The 21,868-nt window shown below is 72.2% G+C and carries 22 protein-coding genes; 12 read left to right on the forward strand and 10 right to left on the reverse strand.

Annotated elements, in window-relative coordinates; all coding sequences use genetic code 11:
- The first annotated feature begins 71 nt into the window (after positions 1-71).
- Positions 72-920 carry an alpha/beta fold hydrolase gene (locus SMIR_RS33690; protein ID WP_212727765.1) on the forward strand — a complete coding sequence of 283 codons (849 nt, stop codon included), beginning with the start codon at positions 72-74 and terminating at the stop codon, positions 918-920.
- A gap of 26 nt (positions 921-946) precedes the next feature.
- Here the strand turns inward: SMIR_RS33690 and SMIR_RS33695 are convergent, their stop codons facing one another.
- Complete coding sequence (locus SMIR_RS33695) at positions 947-1,387, reverse strand: GNAT family N-acetyltransferase (protein WP_168489848.1); 441 nt, start codon at positions 1,385-1,387, stop codon at positions 947-949.
- A 75-nt stretch (positions 1,388-1,462) separates the two neighbouring features.
- Positions 1,463-1,870, reverse strand: a complete 408-nt coding sequence (locus SMIR_RS33700) for a CoA-binding protein (protein ID WP_101407904.1) — start codon at positions 1,868-1,870, stop codon at positions 1,463-1,465.
- Positions 1,871-2,144: 274 nt separating this feature from the next.
- Between SMIR_RS33700 and SMIR_RS33705 the strand changes: the two genes are divergently transcribed.
- From SMIR_RS33705 to SMIR_RS33715, 4 genes are all read left to right on the forward strand, one after another.
- Positions 2,145-2,546 (forward strand): aldo/keto reductase, encoded by a 402-nt coding sequence (locus SMIR_RS33705; protein ID WP_249938510.1) that lies wholly within the window; start codon positions 2,145-2,147, stop codon positions 2,544-2,546.
- Between the two features lie 19 nt (positions 2,547-2,565).
- Positions 2,566-2,748: an aldo/keto reductase gene (locus SMIR_RS43760; protein ID WP_249938645.1), complete on the forward strand. Its 183-nt coding sequence runs from the start codon at positions 2,566-2,568 to the stop codon at positions 2,746-2,748.
- Positions 2,749-2,823: 75 nt separating this feature from the next.
- A complete protein-coding gene (locus tag SMIR_RS33710) occupies positions 2,824-3,489 on the forward strand; it encodes an SDR family NAD(P)-dependent oxidoreductase (protein WP_168489847.1) in 666 nt (221 codons plus the stop codon).
- Positions 3,490-3,575: 86 nt separating this feature from the next.
- Positions 3,576-4,094: a MarR family winged helix-turn-helix transcriptional regulator gene (locus SMIR_RS33715; RefSeq protein WP_168489846.1), complete on the forward strand. Its 519-nt coding sequence runs from the start codon at positions 3,576-3,578 to the stop codon at positions 4,092-4,094.
- Positions 4,095-4,219: 125 nt separating this feature from the next.
- Here SMIR_RS33715 and SMIR_RS33720 read toward each other — a convergent pair whose 3' ends face one another.
- The 3 genes from SMIR_RS33720 to SMIR_RS33730 all read right to left on the reverse strand — a co-directional run bounded on the left by SMIR_RS33720 (position 4,220) and on the right by SMIR_RS33730 (position 7,293).
- Positions 4,220-5,389 (reverse strand): acyl-CoA dehydrogenase family protein, encoded by a 1,170-nt coding sequence (locus tag SMIR_RS33720; protein ID WP_212727766.1) that lies wholly within the window; start codon positions 5,387-5,389, stop codon positions 4,220-4,222.
- Between the two features lie 2 nt (positions 5,390-5,391).
- Complete coding sequence (locus SMIR_RS33725; RefSeq protein WP_212727767.1) at positions 5,392-6,498, reverse strand: acyl-CoA dehydrogenase family protein; 1,107 nt, start codon at positions 6,496-6,498, stop codon at positions 5,392-5,394.
- 114 nt (positions 6,499-6,612) lie between these two features.
- Complete coding sequence (locus SMIR_RS33730; RefSeq protein WP_168489843.1) at positions 6,613-7,293, reverse strand: response regulator; 681 nt, start codon at positions 7,291-7,293, stop codon at positions 6,613-6,615.
- A 263-nt stretch (positions 7,294-7,556) separates the two neighbouring features.
- Here SMIR_RS33730 and SMIR_RS33735 point away from each other — a divergent pair, with 263 nt between their 5' ends.
- Complete coding sequence (locus tag SMIR_RS33735; RefSeq protein WP_168489842.1) at positions 7,557-8,237, forward strand: cysteine--tRNA ligase; 681 nt, start codon at positions 7,557-7,559, stop codon at positions 8,235-8,237.
- Positions 8,234-8,779, forward strand: coding sequence for a SixA phosphatase family protein (locus tag SMIR_RS33740; RefSeq protein WP_212727768.1), 546 nt, complete (start codon positions 8,234-8,236; stop codon positions 8,777-8,779). The genes SMIR_RS33735 and SMIR_RS33740 overlap by 4 nt, the downstream gene beginning before the upstream one ends.
- A 46-nt stretch (positions 8,780-8,825) precedes the next feature.
- Here SMIR_RS33740 and SMIR_RS33745 read toward each other — a convergent pair whose 3' ends face one another.
- Entirely contained in the window at positions 8,826-10,817 is a 1,992-nt protein-coding gene (locus tag SMIR_RS33745) for an APC family permease (protein ID WP_211118663.1), read from the reverse strand.
- A 605-nt stretch (positions 10,818-11,422) separates the two neighbouring features.
- On the opposite strand from SMIR_RS33745, the gene SMIR_RS33750 reads away from it, so the two are divergent.
- From SMIR_RS33750 to SMIR_RS33760, 3 genes are all read left to right on the forward strand, one after another.
- Positions 11,423-12,049: a YigZ family protein gene (locus SMIR_RS33750; RefSeq protein ID WP_168489841.1), complete on the forward strand. Its 627-nt coding sequence runs from the start codon at positions 11,423-11,425 to the stop codon at positions 12,047-12,049.
- A 69-nt stretch (positions 12,050-12,118) separates the two neighbouring features.
- The gene (locus SMIR_RS33755) at positions 12,119-13,282 is read left to right on the forward strand and encodes an exonuclease SbcCD subunit D (RefSeq protein ID WP_168489840.1); all 1,164 of its coding nucleotides are present in this window, start codon (positions 12,119-12,121) and stop codon (positions 13,280-13,282) included.
- A gap of 76 nt (positions 13,283-13,358) precedes the next feature.
- Positions 13,359-16,361 (forward strand): AAA family ATPase, encoded by a 3,003-nt coding sequence (locus tag SMIR_RS33760; RefSeq protein ID WP_212727769.1) that lies wholly within the window; start codon positions 13,359-13,361, stop codon positions 16,359-16,361.
- A 20-nt stretch (positions 16,362-16,381) separates the two neighbouring features.
- Here the strand turns inward: SMIR_RS33760 and SMIR_RS33765 are convergent, their stop codons facing one another.
- A complete protein-coding gene (locus SMIR_RS33765) occupies positions 16,382-16,828 on the reverse strand; it encodes an Lrp/AsnC family transcriptional regulator (protein WP_101408485.1) in 447 nt (148 codons plus the stop codon).
- Positions 16,829-16,990: 162 nt separating this feature from the next.
- Between SMIR_RS33765 and SMIR_RS33770 the strand changes: the two genes are divergently transcribed.
- Positions 16,991-17,497 (forward strand): rhodanese-like domain-containing protein, encoded by a 507-nt coding sequence (locus tag SMIR_RS33770; protein WP_168489839.1) that lies wholly within the window; start codon positions 16,991-16,993, stop codon positions 17,495-17,497.
- Between the two features lie 6 nt (positions 17,498-17,503).
- On the opposite strand, the gene SMIR_RS33775 is transcribed toward SMIR_RS33770, so the two are convergent.
- Positions 17,504-18,373 (reverse strand): LysR family transcriptional regulator, encoded by an 870-nt coding sequence (locus SMIR_RS33775; RefSeq protein WP_168489838.1) that lies wholly within the window; start codon positions 18,371-18,373, stop codon positions 17,504-17,506.
- 148 nt (positions 18,374-18,521) lie between these two features.
- On the opposite strand from SMIR_RS33775, the gene SMIR_RS33780 reads away from it, so the two are divergent.
- Positions 18,522-19,427, forward strand: coding sequence for an MBL fold metallo-hydrolase (locus SMIR_RS33780; RefSeq protein ID WP_168489837.1), 906 nt, complete (start codon positions 18,522-18,524; stop codon positions 19,425-19,427).
- Between the two features lie 138 nt (positions 19,428-19,565).
- Here SMIR_RS33780 and SMIR_RS33785 read toward each other — a convergent pair whose 3' ends face one another.
- The gene (locus SMIR_RS33785) at positions 19,566-21,257 is read right to left on the reverse strand and encodes a DUF885 domain-containing protein (protein WP_212727770.1); all 1,692 of its coding nucleotides are present in this window, start codon (positions 21,255-21,257) and stop codon (positions 19,566-19,568) included.
- A 63-nt stretch (positions 21,258-21,320) separates the two neighbouring features.
- Complete coding sequence (locus SMIR_RS33790) at positions 21,321-21,851, reverse strand: Lrp/AsnC family transcriptional regulator (RefSeq protein WP_168489835.1); 531 nt, start codon at positions 21,849-21,851, stop codon at positions 21,321-21,323.
- Between the last annotated feature and the right edge of the window lie 17 nt (positions 21,852-21,868).

The raw sequence follows: 21,868 nt of genomic DNA on the forward strand, positions 1-21,868 counted from the left end.
TTTGGTCGGGGGGGCTCGGCGCCGTGTAAAAACGCTTGCCCCGAGCGTCTCGTCGTCATGAGGATGACGGAATGCCGATCTTCTCCGCCCCCGACGGGACCGAACTTGCCTACCACGTCACGGGCGAGGGCGAGCCGTTGCTCTGTCTGCCCGGTGGGCCCATGCGTGCCTCCGCCTACCTCGGCGATCTCGGCGGACTGTCGCGGCACCGTCGGCTGTTCCTGCTGGATCTGCGGGGGACCGGCGACTCCGCCGTCCCGGCCGACCCGGCGACGTACCGCTGCGACCGGCAGGTCGACGACGTCGAGGCCTTCAGGGCGCATCTCAGGTTGGAGCGGGTGGATCTCCTCGCCCACTCGGCGGCCGGTGACCTCGCGCTCCTCTACGCGGCCCGGTATCCGGACCGCATCCGCACCCTCACATCGGTCACCGGGCGCGCCCGGGCCCTCGGTATCGACTTCACCGAGGAGCACCGCCGGGAGGCGGCCGCACGGCGCAGGGCCGAGCCGTGGTTCGCGGCAGGGTACGACGCCTACGAACGGATCTGGGCGGGCTCGGCGGCCGATGCCGACTGGGACGCCGTCGCCCCGTTCTTCTACGGCCGCTGGGACGCGACCGCGCAGGCGCACGCCGAAACCGAGGTCGAACAGACCAACGAGGAGGCCGCGGGCCTGTACGCCTCCGCCGGCGCCTTCGAACCCGCCGTGGCCCGCGCCGCCGTCGCCACGTTGGACGCACGGGTCCTGCTGCTCGCGGGCGAACTGGACAGTGGCCCACTGCCGCGCGTGGCCGCCGCCGTGGCGGAGCTGTTCCCCGAGGGGGAGCTGATCGTCCAGCCGGAGGCCGGCCACCACCCGTGGCTCGACGACCCCCGGCGCTTCACGGAAACGGTGACGGCCTTCCTCGACCGGGCGCGGTGACCGGGCCCAGCCGGGCCCGACCCGACTCAGGCCAGCCGCAGGTCGACCCACTCGGCCGTTTCGCCCGGCAGCACGTACCTCTCGATCTCGACGAACCCGTGCTGCACGGCGAACCGCAGCCCGTCCTCGTTGGACGCCAGTACGACCGTCTCGATCACGTCCGCGCCCAGCGCCCGTGCCCGCTTCAGCCCGCGCTCGTAGAGCTCCTGACCGAACCCCTGCCGACGGTGTCCGGGCAGGACCCGGGCGATCACCGTCGCCGTCGAGCCGCCGTCCTTCGGCGGACGCACGGTCGAGCAGCCCACCAGGACGTCGCCGAGGTACGCGACCTCCAGGTGGTTGCGCCCGGCCCGTTCACGGACCTCGTCGAGCGACAGGGCGGCGGGTGGCGTGATGACATTGTGGACGTACTGCCAGTCCTTGAGACCGGTCTCGTCGTCCGACTGCTGAAAGCTGAGTGTGGACACCGGAGCAGCAAACCCATCCCCACCACAGGCCGTCAACCGGGTTTGCCGCGAACCGGCTTGGCGTGCGGACGTGGCTCAGCCGAGGCGCGGGATCTCGATGGCGGGGCAGCGGTCCATGACCATGTCGAGTCCGGCGGCGCGGGTACGGTCGTACGCGCCCTCGTCGACGACGCCGAGCTGGAACCAGACGGCCTTGGCGCCGGCGGCGGCGGCTTCGTCGGCGACGGGTCCCGCGAGGTCGCTGTTGACGAAGACGTCGACGACATCGACGTCGAACGGGATCGCGTCCAGCGACGGGTAGCCCTTCTCGCCGTGGACGGTCTCGGCCTTCGGATGCACGGGGACGATCCGCTTGCCGTAGCGCTGGAGGACGTCGGCGACTCCGTACGCCGCGCGCCGCTCGTTGGACGAGAGACCGACGATCGCCCAGGTGTCGCCGAGTTCGGTGAGGATCTTGCGGATCGTTGCCGGGTCGCCGTACACGGTCGGCCTCCTGGGTCTGGTGTGAAGGACTGTCATGGGCCCGCGTGGCCTGTCATGCGTGCTCAGCCGGACAACAGCATGAGACACACGGTGATTCCCCGTGGCGTGGGGGCCCTGTCGCACCCGGGAACGCCGCTCCCCGGTACAGCGCGGTCTGCCACGCGGCGCGCGTGAGGAGCAGGGTGGGAATGCCCCTCGACCGTTCGCCCGTCCGAGGGCGCGGACCAGCAAGCCCGGCGTGAACTCACCACGGCCGACCGAGAGGACGTACGCCATGCGCACCACGACACTGGGCAGCAAGGGACCCGAGTTCGGTGTGATCGGCCTGGGATGCATGGGCATGACCTTCTCGTACGACATGAGGACCCCGCGCGACGAAGCCACCTCCGTCGCGGTCGTCCTCCCCCAAGTCTCGGCTTCGCTCGACAGGGGGGGACCCCCATGGCGCTCGACCTGGGCGCCACCCTCATCGACAGGCCCCCACACCAACGAGGAACTGGTCGGACGGGCGCTGGCGGGCGGCCACCGGGAGCGGGCGGTACTGGCCACGAAGGTCGGCCTGGTCGTGAGCGATCCGACCGGCGGTCCCGGCAACTCCCCGGTCATCGTCAACAACGGCCGCCCCGAGCACGTACGGAAGTCGATCGACGAGAGCCTGCGCCGCCTCGGTCTGTGAGATCGCCGAGCGGGCCGGGATCACCCCGGCGCAGGTGGCACTCGCGTGGCTGGTCGCCCAGGGACGGTACGTCGTCCCCATCCCCGGGACCAAGACCCCGAAGTACCTGGCGGACAACGCCGACGCGGGTGACGTGGAGCTGAGCGCGGCGGCCCTGGCCGACCTGGACGCCCTTCCCGCACCGGAAGGCGGCCGCTACTGAAACGAGCGGCGCGGGCCTACGGGGGGCATGCTGCCCCTCGTAGGCTGCCCCACCCCCGAGGCCCCAAGGAAGACCATGACCACCATCGCCATCATCGGAGCCGGACCCGGCCTCGGAGTCGCCGTCGCACGGCGGTTCGGCCGCGAGGGGTTCGACGTCGCTCTCATCACCCGCACCACGGACCGGGCACACGCGCTCTCCGCCGATCTGGCGGGCGAGGGACTGACGGCGCGCGGTTTCGCGGCCGACGTACGCGACCCGAAGGCGCTCGAAGCGGCGCTGGACGCGGCGACCGCGACCCTGGGGCCCATCGAGGTCATGCAGTACAGCCCGGTCCCGCAGCGGGAGTTCATGCGGCCGGTCCTGGAAACCACCCCCGGCGACCTCGTGGGACCGATCGAGTTCTCGGTGTACGGCCCCGTCGCCGCCGTGCGCCAGGTGCTGCCCGGCATGCGCGCCCTCGGCCGCGGCACCATCGTCTTCGTCAACGGCGGCACCGCCGCGGTACCCCACCCCGACCGGGCCGGCACCTCCATCGCCTTCGCTGCCGAGAGCGCCTACGGACACCTGTTGCACGGCGCCCTCGCCGACGAGGGCATCCACGTCGCACAACTCGTCATCCCCGGCGCGATCAGCCCCGGACACCCCAGGAAGGACCCCGCCGTGCTCGCGGAGACCATCTGGAACATCCACCAGGACCAGCACGGCTACCGGCACTTCGCCGACGACCTCGACTCCTGACGGGCGGTGCCCGAGCAGCGCCCTCAGGCCCCTTCGGCCTCACTCGATATTGCTTAACTTATGCAAGTAGACGTTAAAGTCGTCCCATGTCGACACCGCCGCCCACAGCAGCCGATTCCGCGTCGACGGACGTGGCCGAGATCGAGCGTGCGCTCACCCGGATCTCATATCTGACCAGCAGGGTTCGTCAGCATGAGCGCCTCATGGCACTGGCCGGGCTGGCCCTGGACCGGGCCGCCGTCGCGCTGTTGCGCCAGGTCGCCGACTCGGGCTCGCTGCGGCCCAGTGAGCTGGCGAACCTGCTGTCCGTCGAGGCGTCCCACGTGACCCGGCAGGTGCAGCAGCTGGAGAAGACCGGTTGTCTGACGCGTGTCCCGGACCCGAACGACCGCCGAGCCCAGCGCATCGAACTCACGCCGGCCGGCCGGGACGCGGTCGACCGCGTGCGGGAGGCGAGCTGCCGAGGGATGTCGGTCGCGTTGGCGGACTGGTCGCCGGGAGACCTGGAGCAGCTCGCCACACTGTGCCATCGGCTGGCCGACGACTTCTTCGATCACGCCGAGGACGAGATCGACCTGGCGCCCGAGGTCCCTCGCAAGGCCTGACCGGTTTCGCGATCCTGGGTCCGACTTGGCGGCGCCGAGGCCCGGTCGAGCCTCGGCGCCGCCGGTCGGGAATGCGTGCCGTACGACGTTCCCCCCGCCCCGCCGCCCCCCAGGACCCCGTACCGTCAACGGTTCCTGGGCAGCCTGAGGTGGCGTTCAGCGATGATCTCCCGGAGGATCTCGCTGGTCCCGCCATAGATGGTGCCGACCACCGCCGCCCGGAAGCCCTCCTCGAACCTGCCGTCCGCGGGGGCGCCGGCCGCCTCGGGGGCCAGTACGCCCTCGGCGCCCAGGATGTCGAGGATGTCGCTGGAGTGGCGCTGGGCGGCCTCCGTGGCGAACAGCTTCCACATCGACCCCTCGACACCGGGCAGGTCGCCCTTCTGGGCGCGCCAGCGGTTGCGCAGGGCGAGCAGGCGGGTGACCTCCTCGTCGACCGCCATCCTGCCGATCCGCTCGGCGGCCAGGGGGTCGTCGAGGACCGTCGTCCCGTCGGAGCGTCGCGCGGTGCGTGCCCAGGCGGCCAGATCCCTGACCAGAGATCCGCCGTCCGAACCGGGGCTGGACGCGGAGCGTTCGTGGACCAGCGCCACGTGCATGACGCCCCACCCGCCGTCGACCCCGCCGAGGCGCGCGGAATCCGGGACCCGCACGCCGGCGTAGAACGTGGCGTTGGTGCGCTGCCCGCCGAGCGTGTGGATCGGCTGGATGTCGTACCCGGCGTTGTCGGTCGGCACGAGGAACATCGACAGCCCCTTGTGCTTCGGCGCGTCCGGATTGGTGCGGGCCAGCACGAACACATGGCTGCACAGCTGGGCGGTGCTGGTGAACATCTTCTGGCCGTTGATGACCCACTCGTCGCCGTCCCGGACCGCGGTGGTCTTCGCCGCGGCGACGTCCGAGCCGGAATCGGGCTCGCTGTACCCCAGGGCGATCAGCCGCTCTCCGCGGAGCGCGGCCGGGATGTACTCGCGCTTCTGCTCCTCGGTTCCCACGTGCTCGATGGTGCGCAGCACCATGGAGGTAGTGGACCAGCCGTCGGAGGCGAGCCCCATGCGGCCGAGTTCGTCGAACACGGCCCGGGCGAAGCCGGGATCGACCTCGCTCCCGCCGTACTCGGGCGCCCAGTCGGCCGCGAGGATCCCGTCGCGCGCGAGCAGGGCATGCAGCTCGGCCGTCTGATGCGTGCCGGTGCGGCGCTGTTCCTCCACCCACTCCGGTCGCGTATGAGCCTCGACCCAGGCGCAGGCCGCCTCGCGGTGCGAGGCCAGTTCGTCGAATTCGCGGAAGTCCATCGTCAGCCCGCCCTCTCTGCCGGTGCCTGTGCCGCGCCGAAGACGCGGTGCGCGAGCCGCGCGTACGCCGCGCGGGAGTCGCCCGCGACGAGTGACCAGGCCTTCGCCCGCCGGAAGTAGAGCTGGATGTCGTACTCCAGCGTGTAGCCGTATCCGCCGTGGAAGTGCAGGACCTCCGACGTCGTCTTGAAGGCGGTCTCCGCGGCGAACAGGAAGGCCATGGTCGCCGAGGTGTCGGCCGTGGGCAGGTTCTCGTCCTGTGCCCAGGCCGCCTCGTAGGCCAGCAGGCGGGCGCCGTCGAGGGCGATCGCGTTGTCGGCCAGGCGGTGCTGGATGGTCTGGAACGTGCCGATGAGCACGCCGAACGCCTTGCGTTGCATCACGTAGTCGACGCCGATGGCGAGGGACTTCGAGCCGAGGCCGAAGAGCGCCGCGCCGGTCAGCAGTTCCCACCGGCTCAGGGCGCGGCGATAGGCGCGGACGGCGGCCGGTCCGCGCGCCAGTACCAGGGCGTCTTCCGTGTCGATACGGCAGTCGGCGAGCGGAAGTGCCCCGAGATTGTGGACGGCTCCGCCCGGCGTGGCGGGGCCGCGGTCCGGCTGCTGGAGCAGGAGGAGTTCGTCACCCCGCAGGACGGCCACGAGATCGGCCACCGCGCCCGCCGGAACCAGCCGTGCGAGGTCGCCCGGCGCCGGGCGGAGGGCCAGGGTCGCCAGGAACTCGCCCGCGACGGCGCGTGCGGTGAGGGACTCCAGGCGGGCGTCCGGCTCGCCGGACGACGACGAGCCCGCGTCCGGCGACGAACCTCCGTCGGACAGCGACGCGATGAGGTCGTTCGCCACCGCCGCCTCGATCAGGGGCACCGGAGCGAGGGACTGCCCGAGGCACTCCGCCGCGATGGCCAGTTCCACGAAACCGGCACCGCCGCCACCGAGGTGCTCGGGTACGGCGATCGCGGCGAGCCCCAGGTCGACGACCTTCCGCCACAGCGCCGCGTCGAACCCGAGTGGCTCCGCCGCCCGTACGGCCGCGGTGGACGACTCCTTCTCGAAGAACGTGCGCAATGTGTCGCGAAGCGCCGTCTGGTCGTCCGTGAAGTCCAGGTCCACGAGTCAGTGCCCCCTAGTGAGTGACATAAGTCACATTCTCGGATTCTGGCATATGGCATTCTCACCCACGACGGGGCACTGTGGCCAGGGGGGCGACGCGCAGGCAGAGCTCGCTCACTCCGGGGGCCGTGAGACCTGTACGAGGCCGCACTGGTAGGCGATGACGACCAGTTGGGCGCGGTCCCGGGCGTGGAGTTTGGTCATGGCGCGGTGCACATGGGTGCGGATGGTCAGCGGGCTGACGACGAGTTCCTGGGCGATCTCGGCGTTGGACTTTCCCTCGGCCGCCAGCGCGGTCACCTCTCGCTCGCGGGCGGTGAGAGCCGCCAGTTGTCCGGGAAGCGCCGGCTGGGCGCTGGGTGCGGGGGAGGCGAGGAAGCGGGTGACCAGGGTGTGCGTGGCCCGGGGGGAGAGAAGCGCGTCGCCCGCTGCCACGGTGCGGATGCCGCTCAGGAGTTCGTCCGCAGTGACGTCCTTGCCGAGGAAGCCGCTGGCTCCGGCGCGCAGGGACCGGGCGACGTCCTCGTCGGTCTCGAACGTCGTGAGGATGAGTACGCGGGTGGTGGAGAGGCCGGGGTCGGCGCAGATGGTGGCGGTGGCGGTGAGGCCGTCGGCGCCCGGCATACGGATGTCCATGAGGACGACGTCGGGGCGGTGGGTACGCGCGAGCGAGACCGCTGCCCGGCCGTCGGCGGCCTCGTCGACCACTTCCATGTCGGAGCAGGAGTCGATCAGGATGCGGAACGTCGCCCGCAGCAGGGCTTGGTCGTCCGCGAGCAGGACACGGATGGTCATGGGGGTGAGGTCCTCTTCCGGGCCAAAGGAGCGTGAGGAGGGGAGATCTCCGAGGTCGACGGGCTGTCGTCCGTCGGGATCAACCCTCCCGTCCCCCGGCCGCGCCCACGAGAGAGTGATCTCCCGAACCCCTGGTGCAGTGGGCTACACCACCGGGGTGGAACCACTCACACCTCATACGGAGGGACAGTCGGGGAAGCCCGCGTGTCCGGAATGGGTCCGACCTCCCTGCGCCCGGGCTCGCGCCCGCCTACGCTCGCTCCGTGCTGCGTATCACCGACGCCCGAACGGGCGAGCCCATCGACGCCGTCCCTGCCCGCCGGAGCCTGACCCGCGTCGAGGCGCACGTGGAGCGGGACGATCTGTCCGCACTGCGCGTGCTGCTGGTCGCCGACGTGCTCGCCAGGACCCTGGAACTCGGTGGGACCCCCGTCGTCACCGTGGCCGACCCGCCCCCGGAGCTCCGGGCGCGCGCCGACGCGCTCGGCATCCGCCGGGCCGAGGGCGACCGGAGCGGTGCGGGCCCGGCCCTGCATGTCCTCGCGCCCGGCGCCACCGCCGTGGAGGGCATCCGCGTCGAGGTCGCCCCGGTGCACGGCACGGCCGACCCGGCGCTGCTGAGGATGGTCCTGCTCGCGGCCCCGCGCCGACAGCCCGTCGACTTCGCCACCGCCGACCTCGACGGCGCCCGGGAGACGCTCGCGCGCTGGCGCAAGTCCGTCGCCACCTGGGCCACCCGGCCGTCCAAGCCCGTCCCCGAGCGCGTACGCCAGGAACTGCGCGCCGCGTGGGAGGACGACCTCGACGTACCCGCCGTACTGGAGGTGCTGCGGCGCGTCGAACACGCGGACGACGTGCCGGACGGCGCCCGCTTTGAGACGTACGCCTACGCGGACCGTCTCCTCGGGCTCGAACTCACCCGTGACATCGGGGCGCAGCGGTGATCGCACGCGCCGGAGCGGGCCCGCTGCGCAGACTCGTCGTCCTGCGGCACGCCAAGTCGGCATGGCCGACGGGCGTCGCCGACCACGAGCGGCCCCTCGCCCCGCGTGGCCGCCGCGACGCCCCGGCCGCCGGACGCGCCCTCGCCGAGGCGGACTGTCTGCCGGACCTCGCCCTGTGCTCCACCGCCGTACGCGCCCGCCAGACCTGGGAGTTGGCGGCGCGGCAGTGGGGCACCCCGCCGCCCGTACGGTTCGACCGGCGGCTGTACGGCGCAGAGGTACCGGAGTTGCTGGCGGCCCTGCACGAAGTCCCCGACCGGATCGGGACGTTGCTGCTGATCGGACACAACCCCGGCTTGGAGGAACTCGTGCTCGAACTGGCCGGGGACAGCCTCGACGACGCGCTGGACGACGTACGGACGAAGTTCCCGACCTCCGCGACAGCGGTCCTCGCCTGGCACGGAGACTCCTGGGACGCGCTCGCCCCGGGCACGGCGCTGCTCACGGGCATGACCGTGCCGCGGGGCAAGAAGAAAAACTGACGCGGCGGGAGGGTAAGGAAGCGGGACCGGCGGGCCGGAGGAAGCGTTAGCCCACGTGGATCCGGGGCCTGCGTTCGGGGTCCGGCTCGGCGCGTCGCAGCACTTCGCGGGTGACCGGGGCGACCTCGCCGTCGCCGAAGACGAGGAAGCGGACCAGGTGGCTGAGGGGGTTGCCCTCGGTCCAGTTGAAGTAGGCGTGCGGGACCTGGCCGGTGCGGTCGCGCAGTCGCATCATGACGGCCGCGATGGTGTTGGGCACGGTCGCGCCCTCGACGCGCAGCCTGCGCACCCCGTGCTTCTCGTCGCCGTGCACGGTCAGGTCGGCGGTGAAGTCCGAGGAGTCGGTCACGAACACCTCCAGGAACAGCACGGGACGGCCGTCCGGGATGTGCGTCTGCTCGCGCTGGCTGTACTCCTTGGCGCGATACTCGCGGGTGCTGTGCTCGTGCGGCTCGTTCGCGATCAGCCGCAGCGGTCCGCTCGCCGCGGCCTCGTCGATGAAACGGGCCGCGGCCTCGTCGAACGTGACCTCGGCGGCGCGCAGTTCGAAGGCGCGGCGCACCCGGGAGGCGAACGAGGTGATCAGGATCGCCAGGATGAAGATCAGCGCGATCTTGATGCCGTCGGGGCGTTCGATGACGTTGGTGACCAGGGTGTAGCCGAAGACCGCGGTGATCGCGCCGAAGCCGATCGCGGCGGCGCGATGGCCCCGCTGGTGCACGGCGACCGCCGAGGCGAAGGAGGCGGAGAGCATCAGGACCAGCACACCGGTCGCGTACGCGCCGCTCTGATCGTCGACGTTCGCGTTGAACCACAGCGTGATGAGGACCGCGGCCGCCATGAAGACGAGCACGAGGGGGCGGACGGCGCGCGTCCACTCGGGGGCCATGCCGTAGCGCGGCAGATAGCGCGGCACGAGGTTGAGGAGACCGGCGAGCGCGGAGGCACCCGCGAACCAGAGGATCGCGATGGTCGAGAGGTCGTAGACCGTGCCGAACGCCTCGCCCAGGTGCTGGTGGGCCAGGTAGGCGAGGGCACGGCCGTTCGCGGAGCCGCCGCTCTTGAACTCGTCCTGCGGGATCAGGATCGTCGTCGCCAGGCTGGACAGCAGCAGGAAGCCGCTCATGATCACGGCGGCCGTGGTGAGCAGCCTGCGGGTCTCGCGGATCCGGCCCGTCGGCTTCTCGTACGTGTCCGTCGGGTCGCCCTCGACCTGCGGCATCACCGCCACGCCCGTCTCGAAGCCGGACATGCCGAGCGCCAGCTTCGGGAAGACGAGGAGCGCCACGCCGATCATGGCGAGCGGCGAGGAGTGTTCGGCCGTCATCGCGTCGGTCCAGTCGCCGATCTTGACCGGGTGACTGAGCACCTGCCAGGCGGAGACGGCCAGAACGACGACATTGAGGGTGAGATAGGTGGCCACGAGCGCCACCGCGATCCCGATGGCCTCCTTGAAGCCCTTCAGGAAGACCGCGCCCAGCGCGGCTATGAGAAGGAGGGTGATCCAGGTGTTCCCGCCGTGCATCCAGTGCGGAGCAAAAGGATTCTCCACGACGTGTGCGGAGGCGTCCGCCCCGGACAGGGTGATCGTGATCAGGAAGTCGGTGGCCGCGAATCCGAGCAGCACCAGGACGAAGATCTTCCCGGCCCACCAGGGCAGCAGCCGCTCCAGCATCGCGATCGAACCCTCGCCGTGCGGGCTCTCCTTGGCGACGCGACGGTAGACCGGCAGTGCGCCGAGCAGGGTGAGCGCGATCAGGACGAGGGTCGCGAGAGGGGAGAGCAGTCCAGCGGCGAGGGCCGCGATGCCCGGCTGGTAGCCCAGCGTGGAGAAGTAGTCGACGCCGGTGAGGCACATCACCCGCCACCATTTGTGGCCCTGGTGCTCGGCGTCCGGGGTGGCGTGCGGGCCGGGGTGCTTGGCCGACTGCTCGCTGAGTCCCTCCAGAAGCCACGCCCGCCAGCGCGGCGCGGCTGCGGAGGGCTCCCGTTCGAGGGGCTCCGCGGAGTCCGAACTGTCCACCTGAGTGCCGGTCATGCTGCGATCTCCCTGCGATCGGTCGGGCCGGCGATCCGGCTTCGGGCAACGAGGAGCGAGTATCCACCACCTCGCCCCGCGCACCTGAGCCGGGTCCGGACGTCCGGAGGCTCCCCGCCGGGACCGGGGCGGCGACAGGTTCGGCCGCGGGGCGACACGGGTTGGCCGCGAGGGGAGATGGGTTGGCCGCGGGGCGACCGGGGCTGTCCTGCTGTCGCCGGGGCGATGACGTGGGGCTCGGGGCGCCTCCCCCGGGGCGCTCGCGTGGCCGGCCGGGGGCGTGGTGCCTCCGCCGGAGGTGATCACCGGCGGACCCGCCGCCTCGGTCGGGCGCGGTGCGCGGCGGAGCCGATGGCGTGAGGTCGGCCCACCGCGGCCGGGGCCGCCATCGGGCGATCTCGGGGCCGCCTGGTGCGCGGCCACCGAGGCCGTCCACGCCGGAGACCGGCCGCGCCGCGCGCGGTTGAGCGCGCCGCGACCTCCGCGCGGCGAACCGCGCTCCCTCGCAGGACCTGCGAGATCCCCGGACCGCGCCGCACGCGCGTGTGCGGCGCGCTCCGGGTCCGCCGTGCCGCACACCCGCGGGAAGCGCATACGCTGGCGTGATGCAGGACGAGTACCGCACAGTGGCCCGCGCGGGCGTGCACGAGACCGAGGTCAACCGCTCCCGCTTCCTGTGCGCCCTCGCCCCGGCGGCCACCGAGCAGGAGGCCCAGGCGTTCATCGCGGGCGTCCGCAAGGTGCACGCCGACGCCACGCACAACTGCTACGCGTACGTCATCGGAGCCGACGCCGCCGTCCAGAAGGCGAGCGACGACGGCGAACCCGGCGGCACCGCGGGCGTCCCCATGCTCCAGATGCTGCTGCGCCGCGACATGCGGTACGTCGTCGCCGTCGTCACCCGCTACTACGGCGGGGTCAAGCTCGGCGCGGGCGGACTGATCAGGGCGTACGGCGGCTCGGTGGGCGAGGCACTGGACACCCTCGGCACACTCACGCGCAAGCGCTTCCGGCTGGCCACGGTCACGGTCGACCACCAGCGCGCCGGCAAGATACAGAACGACCTGCGGTCCACCGGGCGCGAGGTCCGTGACGTCCGGTACGGCGAGGCCGTCACGATCGAGATCGGGCTGCCGGACACCGACGTCGAGCCCTTCCGGGCGTGGCTCGCCGACGCGACGGCCGGGACGGCCGGGTTCGAACTGGGTGGAGAGGCGTACGGGGACGCATAGGCGGGCAGCGCGGACCGATACGGGAGTAGCCGCCCGTGATGTCCGACCCGCCCGTTAGTCTCGGGGATCATGAGGATTCTGCACACGTCCGACTGGCATCTCGGCCGGGCCTTCCACCGGGTGAACATGCTCGATGCCCAGTCCGGGTTCATCGGTCACCTCGTCGCGACCGTGCGTGAGCGCGACGTGGACGCGGTGGTCGTGTCGGGGGACGTGTACGACCGGGCGGTGCCGCCGCTGGCCGCGGTCGAGCTCTTCGACGACGCGCTGCACCGGCTCGCCGACCTCGGGGTGCCCACGGTGATGATCTCCGGGAACCACGACTCGGCGCGTCGGCTCGGTGTCGGCGCCGGGCTCATCGGCCGCGCGGGGATCCATCTGCGGACCGAGCCCTCCGCGTGCGGCACGCCCGTCCTCCTCCCCGACGACCACGGCGACGTGGCCTTCTACGGACTGCCGTATCTTGAACCGGCCCTGGTCAAGGCCGAGTTCGGGGTCGAGAAGGCGGGGCACGAGGCCGTCATCGCCGCCGCCATGGACCGGGTCCGCGCCGACCTCGCCACGCGCGCGGGGGGTACCCGTTCCGTCGTCCTCGCCCACGCCTTCGTCACCGGCGGGGCGGCCAGCGACAGCGAGCGGGACATCACCGTCGGCGGGGTGGCCGCCGTACCCGCCGGGGTCTTCGACGGCGTCGACTACACCGCACTGGGCCATCTGCACGGCAGCCAGACCATCACCGAGCGCGTGCGCTACTCCGGCTCCCCGCTGCCGTACTCCTTCTCGGAGGTCGACCACCGCAAGAGCATGTGGCTGGTGGACCTGGGGCCGGAGGGTTTCGTGGGTGCGGAGCGGGTCGACTGTCCCGTGCCCCGGAAGCTCGCCCGTGTCCGGGGGCACCTGGAAGACCTGCTCGCCGATCCGCGGCTGGCGCGCCACGAGGAGGCGTGGGTCGAGGCGACCCTCACCGACCCGGTGCGCCCCACCGAGCCCATGGCCCGGCTGGCCGAGCGCTTCCCGCACACGCTCAGCCTCGTCTTCGAACCGGAGCGGGCCCCCGAGGACCCGGATGTCTCCTACGCCCGGCGGCTCGCGGGCCGCAGCGAGCAGGAGATCGCGGAGGACTTCGTGGCCCATGTGCGCGGCGCGGGCCCCGACGCCGACGAACAGGCCGTATTGAGGGACGCGTTCGACGCAGTCCGCGCCGACGAGGCCGTCCGGGAGGTCGCCCGGTGACCTCACGTACGCACGACACGCACGACACGCACGACTCGCACGACACGTGCGACGCGCAGGACCCGAAGGAGGCCCGATGAGGCTGCACCGCCTGGACATCACGGCCTTCGGGCCGTTCGGCGGCACCCAGAGCGTCGACTTCGACGAGCTGTCGGCCGCCGGGCTCTTCTTGCTGCACGGGCCGACGGGCGCGGGCAAGACGTCCGTCCTCGACGCCGTCTGCTACGCGCTGTACGGGGCGGTCCCGGGCGCCCGCCAGAGCGGCCAGGGCATGACCCTGCGCAGCGACCACGCGGCACCCGCGACGCGCACCGAGATCACCCTCGAACTCACCGTCGCCGGACGCCGGTTGGAGGTCACCCGGCAGCCGCCCTGGGCCCGTCCCAAGAAGCGCGGCACGGGCACGACCACCGAAAAGGCGCAGAGCTGGCTGCGTGAGTACGAGGCATCGGCGGGCACCTGGAAGGACCTCAGCCGCTCCCACCAGGAGATCGGCGAGGAGATCACCCAACTGCTCGGCATGAGCCGTGAGCAGTTCTGTCAGGTCGTGCTGCTGCCCCAGGGGGACTTCGCCCGCTTCCTGCGGGCCGACGCCGAGGCCCGCGGCAAGCTGCTCGGCCGGCTCTTCGACACCCACCGCTTCGCCGAGGTCGAGAAGCGGCTCGCCGAGCGGCGCCGGGCCGCGGAGGGCGAAGTGCGGGAGGGCGACGCCGCGTTGCTCGCCGACGCGCACCGCATGCAGCAGGCCGCCGGCGACATCGTCGAGGTGCCGCCGCCCGATCTTGCGCCCGGTGAGCCCGGACTCGCCGAGGCCGTCCTCACCTGGGCCGCCGTGGCCCGCAGCACGGCCCGCGAGCGGCTCACCCTGGCGCACACCGCGCGTACGGCCGCCGAGTCCGTGCAGGCCGCCGCCGACCGCGTACTCGACGACGTACGCGAAGTGGCCCGGCTGCAGCGCAGGTTCACCGAGGCGCGCGAGCGCGCCGCGCGGCTGGAGGAGCGTGCCGACGCCCATCAGGAGGCGCAGGCGCGGATGGAGCGGGCGCGCAAGGCGGAGACGGTGGCCCCCGCGCTCGATCTGCGCGACGACGCCGAGGCCGAGCACCGCAGCGCGTCCACGGACGAGGCACGCGCGCGTCTCGCCCTGCCGGACACCTACGTTGGAGCCGGTGCGCCCGGGCTCGCGGCGGCGGCGCGCAAGGCGGCCGAGGAGCTCGGCGGACTGGAGTCGGCCCGCAGGGCGGAGCGCCGGCTCGGCGAGCTCACCCAGGAGCGCGTCTCCCTGGACCGCCAGGAGCGCGAGGACGAGGACGTCCGGCAGGACGCCGAGAGCTGGCTCGCCACCTGGGAGGCGACCCGTGCGGAGCTCCAGGCGCGCATCGAGTCCGCGCAGGAGGCCACCACGCGTGCGGAGCAGCTCGCCGAGCGGCGCGATCCCGCCCAGGCGCGGCTCGGGGCGGCCCGGCAGCGCGACCAGTTCGCCCGGGACACGGACGCCGCCCACGCCAGGGCCCTCGCCGCCCGTGAACGCGCGACGGACGCTCGGGTCCACTGGCTCGATCTGAAGGAACAGCGTCTTCAGGGCATCGCCGCGGAACTCGCCGCCGGCCTCGTCGACGGCGAGCCCTGCGCCGTGTGCGGCAGCTCCGCACACCCCGCACCCGCGCGCAAGGATGCCGGACACGTCGACCGGGAGGCCGAGGAGCGGGCCCTCGCCGTGTACCAGCGCGCCGACGAACAGGCCACCGAGGACGAACGCCGGCTCGGCGTCGTACGCGAGGCGCTGGCGGCCGCCGGCGCCGAGGCGGGCGACGCGCCGACCGCCCAACTCGCCGTGCAAGCCGAGGAGTTGGAGCTGCTGTACGCCGAGGCGCGGGCTGCGGGATCCGGGCTGCACGCCGCGCGGGAGCGGCTCGCGCAGGCCGGACTCGAGCACGAGCGGCGGGTCGCGGCCCAGCAGCAGGCCGCACTGCGCGCCGCCGCCCGGGTCTCCCACCGCGACCGGAACGACCGCGAAAGGGCCTCCCTGGAGGAGGAGTTGGCGAAGGCCCGGGGCGCCGCCGACAGCGTCGCCGCGCGCGCCGCGCAGCTGGAGCGGCAGGCCGCCCTGCTCACGGAGGCCGCGGAGGCCGTGCGCACGGCCGAGGACACCGCGCAGCGTCTCAAGGACGCCGACGCACGCCTGTCCGACGCGGCCTTCCGCGCCGGGTTCGACACCCCCCAGGCCGCGGCCGCCGCGCTCCTCGACGACGCGGCCCACCGGGACCTCCAACGACGCCTCGACGCCTGGCAGTTGGAGGAGAGCGCGGTGCGCGCCGTGCTCGCCGAGGCCGACACGGCCGCCGCCGCCGAGCGGCCGGCCGTCGACCTGGCCGTCGCCGAACGGGCCGCCGAGTCCGCCGCCCGGCGGCTGCGGGAGACCGCCTCCGCCCAGGACGAGGCCGCCCGACGCTGTACGGAACTGGACCGGCTGTCCACGCGCGCGGGCACGTCCGTGCGCCGGCTCGCGCCACTGCGTGAGGAGTTCGACCGGGTGGCACGCCTGGCCGGCCTGGCCGCGGGCACCTCGGCGGAGAACGAGCGCAAGATGCGCCTGGAGTCGTACGTCCTCGCCGCCCGCCTGGAACAGGTGGCCGCCGCCGCGACCGTACGACTTCAGCGCATGTCCTCCGGGCGCTACACCCTCGTCCACTCCGACGACCGCGCGGGCCGTGGCCGCAGCGGGCTCGGACTGCACGTCGTGGACGCCTGGACCGGCCGGGAGCGTGACACGGCGACGCTCTCCGGAGGCGAGACGTTCTTCGCCTCGCTCGCGTTGGCCCTCGGTCTCGCGGACGTCGTCACGGACGAGGCCGGCGGGGTGCGGCTGGACACGCTCTTCATCGACGAGGGCTTCGGCAGCCTCGACGACCAGACCCTGGACGAGGTCCTCGACGTGCTCGACTCCCTGCGGGAGCGCGACCGCAGCGTGGGCATCGTCAGCCATGTCGCCGACCTGCGGCGCCGTATTCACGCCCAGTTGGAGGTCGTGAAGGGCAGAACGGGATCGGTCCTACGGCAGCGAGGCGTCCAGGACTGAGCCGAAGGCTCCCCGGGGGATCAGTGACCCAGGGGGCGCCGGGGGAGCGGTGAGGAGTACACGACACTCGTGGTCACCGAACCCAGGGTGCCGATCCGGCCGGAGATCTTCTCCAGGTGGTTCATCGAGCGCGCCGCGACCTTGATGACGAAGCAGTCGTCGCCCGTGACGTGGTGCGCCTCCAGGATCTCGGGCGTCGCCTCGACGAGGTCGTGGAACGGCTTGTAGTTGCCGTTCGGATAGCGCAGCCGGACGAAGGCCAGGATCGGCAGACCGAGGCTCTCCGGGTCGACGACGGCCGCGTACCCCTGGATGACGCCCGCCTCCTCCAGGCGGCGCACCCGCTCGGTGACCGCGCTCGCGGACATCGAGACGGCACGGGCCAGCTCCGCGAAGCTGGCCCTGCCCTCGCGCTGCAGGACATCGAGGATGTGCCAGTCGGTGGCGTCCGGGGAATAGGCGGTCATGAGCGATGGATAGCAGGGAAAACCCCGGCCGATCAAGAGCGATGCCGTGGATCGCCACTTCAGGAAGAGGATCACCGGCCGTAGATTTCTGGTCAGGAGGTCCCCGCGGGGCCGGTGCGGCGAAGGCGCCGGTCAGCCGGGGCAGGGAGGGAAGGCCGGACCATGACTGTGACCGTCGACACCACTGTGACCAGCACCGCGACCAGGACGAACCCCGTACTGCGCGTCGCCCCGGCGTCACCGGCCGCGGCCGTCGCCCACTTCGGCGCGAGCCTCGCCTTCCACGCCGATGTCTCCGACGTCGCCTCCGCGCTCGCGGCGGGCGGCGACCCCGGCTTCGTGGTCCTCGACTCCCGCTCCACCGCGTCCTGGGACCAGGGGCACGTGCCCGGTGCGATCCACCTGCCCACCGCGCTGATCCCCGAGCAGGCCGAGCAGCTCCTCGACAGGTCGGTGCCCGTCGTCACCTACTGCTGGGGACCCGGCTGCGACGGCGCGACCCGTGCCGCTCTCGCTCTCGCCGAACTCGGCTTCCAGGTCAAGGAGATGCTCGGCGGCTTCGAGTACTGGGTGCGCGAAGGCTTCGCGTACGAGACCTGGGAGGGAGACGAGCGGCGCGCGGCGGACCCGCTGACGGCTCCGGTGGACGCGGCGGACTGTGGCTGCTGACCGTTCCTAGGAGCGCGTGAGGGCCGTCGCGAGGCTCACGAACGAGCGGATGAGCGGGGTGGTGTGGGCGCTGTTCCATGCGATGACCAGGTCACTGGGCGGCGCATCCGCCAAGGGGATCACCGTCAGCCCCTCGGGCAGCGCCTGGGAGTGGGCGAGGGGCATCAGCCCGACGGTGTCGTTCCACAGGACGGACTGGAGACATTCGTGGGCGGTGCGGATGACGGGACCGTCACGGCGCCCGTCGGCGCCGGGCGGCCCCGTCCAGAAGGCCTGCCACACCGGGTCCGTGCCCTCCGGAAACCGGAACCAGCGGCGGTCGGCGAGTTCGTCCAGGCGCAGCCGGTCGCGGTCGGCCAGCGGGTCGTCGGCGCGCAGGACCACACCGACCGGGTCCGAACGCAGCACGCGGGTGGTGATGCCGGTGTCGTCGAACGGCGCCCGCGTCAGGGCCACGTCGACGAGGCCGGCCCGCAGTCCGATGGTCGGGTCGGTGAGGTCGGCCTCGCGGATGCGGATGCGCACGGCGGGGTGTTGGTGCCGGTAGGCGACGGCCAGCCGGGTGCCGACCTGCTCGGCGCTGTCGGCGAGGGTGCCGATGGTCAGGGTGGCCGTGCCGGCCGCGGCGGCCACCCGGGCCCGGGCCTGGTCGGCCCGCGCCAGCAGGGTGCGCGCCTCGTCGTGGAGGAGGGCCCCGGCGGGGGTGAGGGTGACGCCCGTGGGTGAGCGGCGCAGCAGTTCGCAGCCGAGGTCGGTCTCCAGCTGCTTGACGGCCCGGCTCAGCGGGGGCTGGGTCATGTGCAGCCGGGCGGCGGCGCGGCCGAAGTGGAGTTCTTCGGCGACCGCCACGAAGTAGCGCAGGGTCCGCAGCTCCATCACCGCTCCATCGCTCTCCCGAGACGCTCTCGCGAACTCTCTCAACTGCGACGATACCCGTGCGGTATCGAGGCTGCGAGATCGGTGTTGGACGCCCCCGGACGTCGCGCGCTGGACTGGTGGCTCAGCGCAACACCGAGGAGTCGCAGTGTCTGAGGAAGCGGTGACGACGGATCCCGTCGTTCACGTCGAGGGTGTTCAGGAGCTGGCCCGTGACCTGGTGGTCATCCCCGACCGGCACGTGCAGCTCGTGCCCAACATCGGCGTCATCGGCGGCCACAGTGCCGTGCTCGTCGTCGAGACAGGCATGGGCCCGCGCAACGCCGAAAAGGTGCTGGAGTTCGCGGCGGACTACGCCGAGGGACGTCGGATCTACCTGACGACGACGCATTTCCACCCCGAGCACGCCTTCGGGGCGCAGGTCTTCGCCGGCGAGGCGACGTTCCTGCTCAACCGGGACCAGGCCGAGGACCTGAAGGTGAAGGGGCCGGGTTACCTGGAGATGTTCAAGGGGCTCGGCAAGCCGGTCGAGCGCCGGCTCCAGGGCGTCGAACTGGCGCGGCCCGATGTCGTCTACGACCAGGCGTACGACCTGGACCTGGGCGGGCGGGTGGTGCAGCTGCGGGCCACCGGCCGGGCCCACACCAGGGGCGACCAGGTGGTCAGGGTGCCGGACGCGGACGTCCTGTTCACGGGGGACCTCGTGGAAGCCGGGCAGTTCGCCATCTTCCCCTGGTTCCCGCCGCACGACACCGACGTGTCCGGGACCCGCTGGATCGCGGTGATGGAGAAGCTGGCGGCACAGGCTCCCCGGATCGTGGTGCCCGGCCACGGCGAGGTCGGCGGTACGCGGCTGCTGGCCGACGTGCGCGACTACCTCCGTCTGCTGCGGGACGAGACATGGGCCCGCCGCGACTCCGCCGTGGACGAGCGGACGATCGTCGAGGAGATCTCGGCGCTCATGATCGAACGGCACCCGGAGTGGGTCGGCCAGGAGTGGATCGAGAAGGGCGTCGGCTGCCTGTGCTCCGAACATGCCGAGCACGCCCGGTGATTCCGGCACTCCCGTACTTGATACCCCCGTACTTGATACTCCGCGTGCTTGATACGCGGAGTACCTGATACGCGGCGTACTTGACATGCGGCGGCCGGGCCCGTTCGTCGCCGTGAGCCCGGCCGCCGTCGGTGTCCGTCAGAGCCGGGACAGTTCGTCCACCAGGTCGTCAAGGCCCAGCGAACCCTGCGACAGGGCCGCCATGTGCCAGGCCTTGGCGTCGAAGGCGGCGCCGTGCCGCTTCTTCGCGTTCTCGCGGCCCAGCAGCCAGGCCCGCTCACCGAGCTTGTAGCCGATGGCCTGACCCGGGATGGAGAGGTAGCGGGTGAGCTCGCTCTCCACGAAGTCCGCCGGACGGCTGCTGTGCGCGCCGAAGAACTCCTGCGCCAGCACCGGGGTCCAGTGCTCGCCCGGGTGGAAGGGGGAGTCCGCCGGAATCTCCAGTTCCAGGTGCATGCCGATGTCGACGATGACCCGGGCCGCGCGCATCATCTGCGCGTCCAGGTAGCCGAGCCGCTGCTCCGCGTCCTCCAGGAAGCCCAGCTCGTCCATCAGCCGCTCCGCGTACAGCGCCCAGCCCTCGGCGTTGGCGCTGACGAGACCGACGGTGGCCTGGTAGCGCGAGAGGTCGTCGACCACGTACACCCACTGGGCGAGCTGGAGGTGATGGCCGGGGACGCCCTCGTGGTACCAGGTCGAGACGAGGTCGTACACGGGAAAGCGGGTCTGCCCCATGGTGGGCAGCCAGGTGCGGCCGGGCCGCGAGAAGTCCGCGGACGGCGCGGTGTAGTACGGGGCCGCCGCGCCGCCGGGTGGCGCGATGCGCGACTCCACCTTCCGTACCGGCTCGGCGAGTTCGAAGTGGGTGCCGTCCAGCGCGTCGATCGCCCGGTCCATCACTCCCTGGAGCCACGTCTGGACCTCGTCGACGCCCTCGATGTGCCTGCCGTGCTCGTCGAGGTGCGCGAGCGCCACCCAGGGGGTCTCCGCGCCGGGCAGGATCTTCTCGGCCTCGGACTTCATCTCCGCGAGGAGCCGGTGGTACTCGGACCAGCCGTACGCGTATGCCTCGTCGAGGTCGAGATCCGTACCGTTGAAGTAGCGTGCCCAGCGCGCGTACCGCTCGCGGCCCACCGTGTTCGGCGCGCCCTCGATCGTGGGCGCGTAGACGTCACGCATCCAGTCGCGCAGCTCCACCAGGGCTTGTGTGGCCGTCCGGGCGGCCGTGTCCAGCTCGTCCCGCAGGGCGTCGGGACCCGCGGACACGAAGTCCTCGAACCAGCCACGGCCCTGCCCGTCCGGGTCCGACCACTCGGTGAGCTGCTCGATGAAGGTCGCGGTGGGACGCGGGCCCGCGTACAGCTTGCGCTCCAGGCCGAGAGCGAGGGACTCGCGGTACCCCGTCAGCGCGGTCGGCACCGCGCGCAGCCGCTCGGCGATCGCGGCCCAGTCCTCGTCCGTCTCGGTCGGCGCGATGGTGAACACCTGGCGCACGGAGTGCGCGGCCGTCTGCATGTTGCCGACGGCCCGAAGGCCCTCGTCGGCGTCGTGGACGGCCAGTTCGGCGGTGAGCCGCTCGCGCAGCAGCCGGGCGCAGCGGCGCTCGATGTCGCTGTCCGCGCCCGGCTGCCGCTCCGCCTCGTCGAGCCGGGCAAGCGTCGTCCGCGCCAGCATTGCGACGGCCTCCTGCCCCGCGGGCGAGGTGTCGGGGAGCTTGTCGCCACTCTCCTTCACACCGAGGTAGGTACCGAGGACCGGATCGAGGGCGATGAGATCGTCGACGTACGCGTCGGCGACCTCGCGGGGCAGCGGGCTCTTCGTCTCTGACATGCCGACATCCTCATACGAGGACGGGTGCCGCGTCAGCCCGGTCGACCGGGCATGGGGCCGGCATCAGCCCGATTTTGCCGAGGCCGAGGCCGGCGCCGAGGTCGAGGTCGAGGTCGAGGTCGGGGCGGGCGGGAGCAGCGGGCCGCAGTCCCACTGCTGGAAGATCAACCGGGTCTCCACCCGGGCCACCTCGCGCCGGGACGTGAACTCGTCGAGGACCAGCCGTTGCAGGTCGGCCATGTCCGCGACGGCGACCAGGACGAGGTAGTCGTCGGGCCCGGTGAGGTGGAAGACGGTCCGGGATTCCGGCAGCGCCCTGATCCGCTCCACGAACGGCCCGACCAACTCGCGGCTGTGCGGTCTGACCTGCACGGACAGCAAGGCTTCCAGGCCCCGCCCGAGCTTCGCCGGATCGAGGCGCAGCTGATGGCCGAGAATCACCCCCGCACGACGCAGCCGCGTCACCCGGTCCAGGCAGGTCGAGGGCGCGACTCCGACCTGCGCGGCGAGATCGCGGTACGTCGTCCGTGCGTCGTTCTGGAGCAGTCGCAGCAGATGAAGATCCACCGGATCGAGTACGACAGATTCGGCCATGGCCCGAACGTAACACG

Origin of the sequence: Streptomyces mirabilis (genome assembly GCF_018310535.1) — a bacterium.
GTDB lineage: Bacteria > Actinomycetota > Actinomycetes > Streptomycetales > Streptomycetaceae > Streptomyces.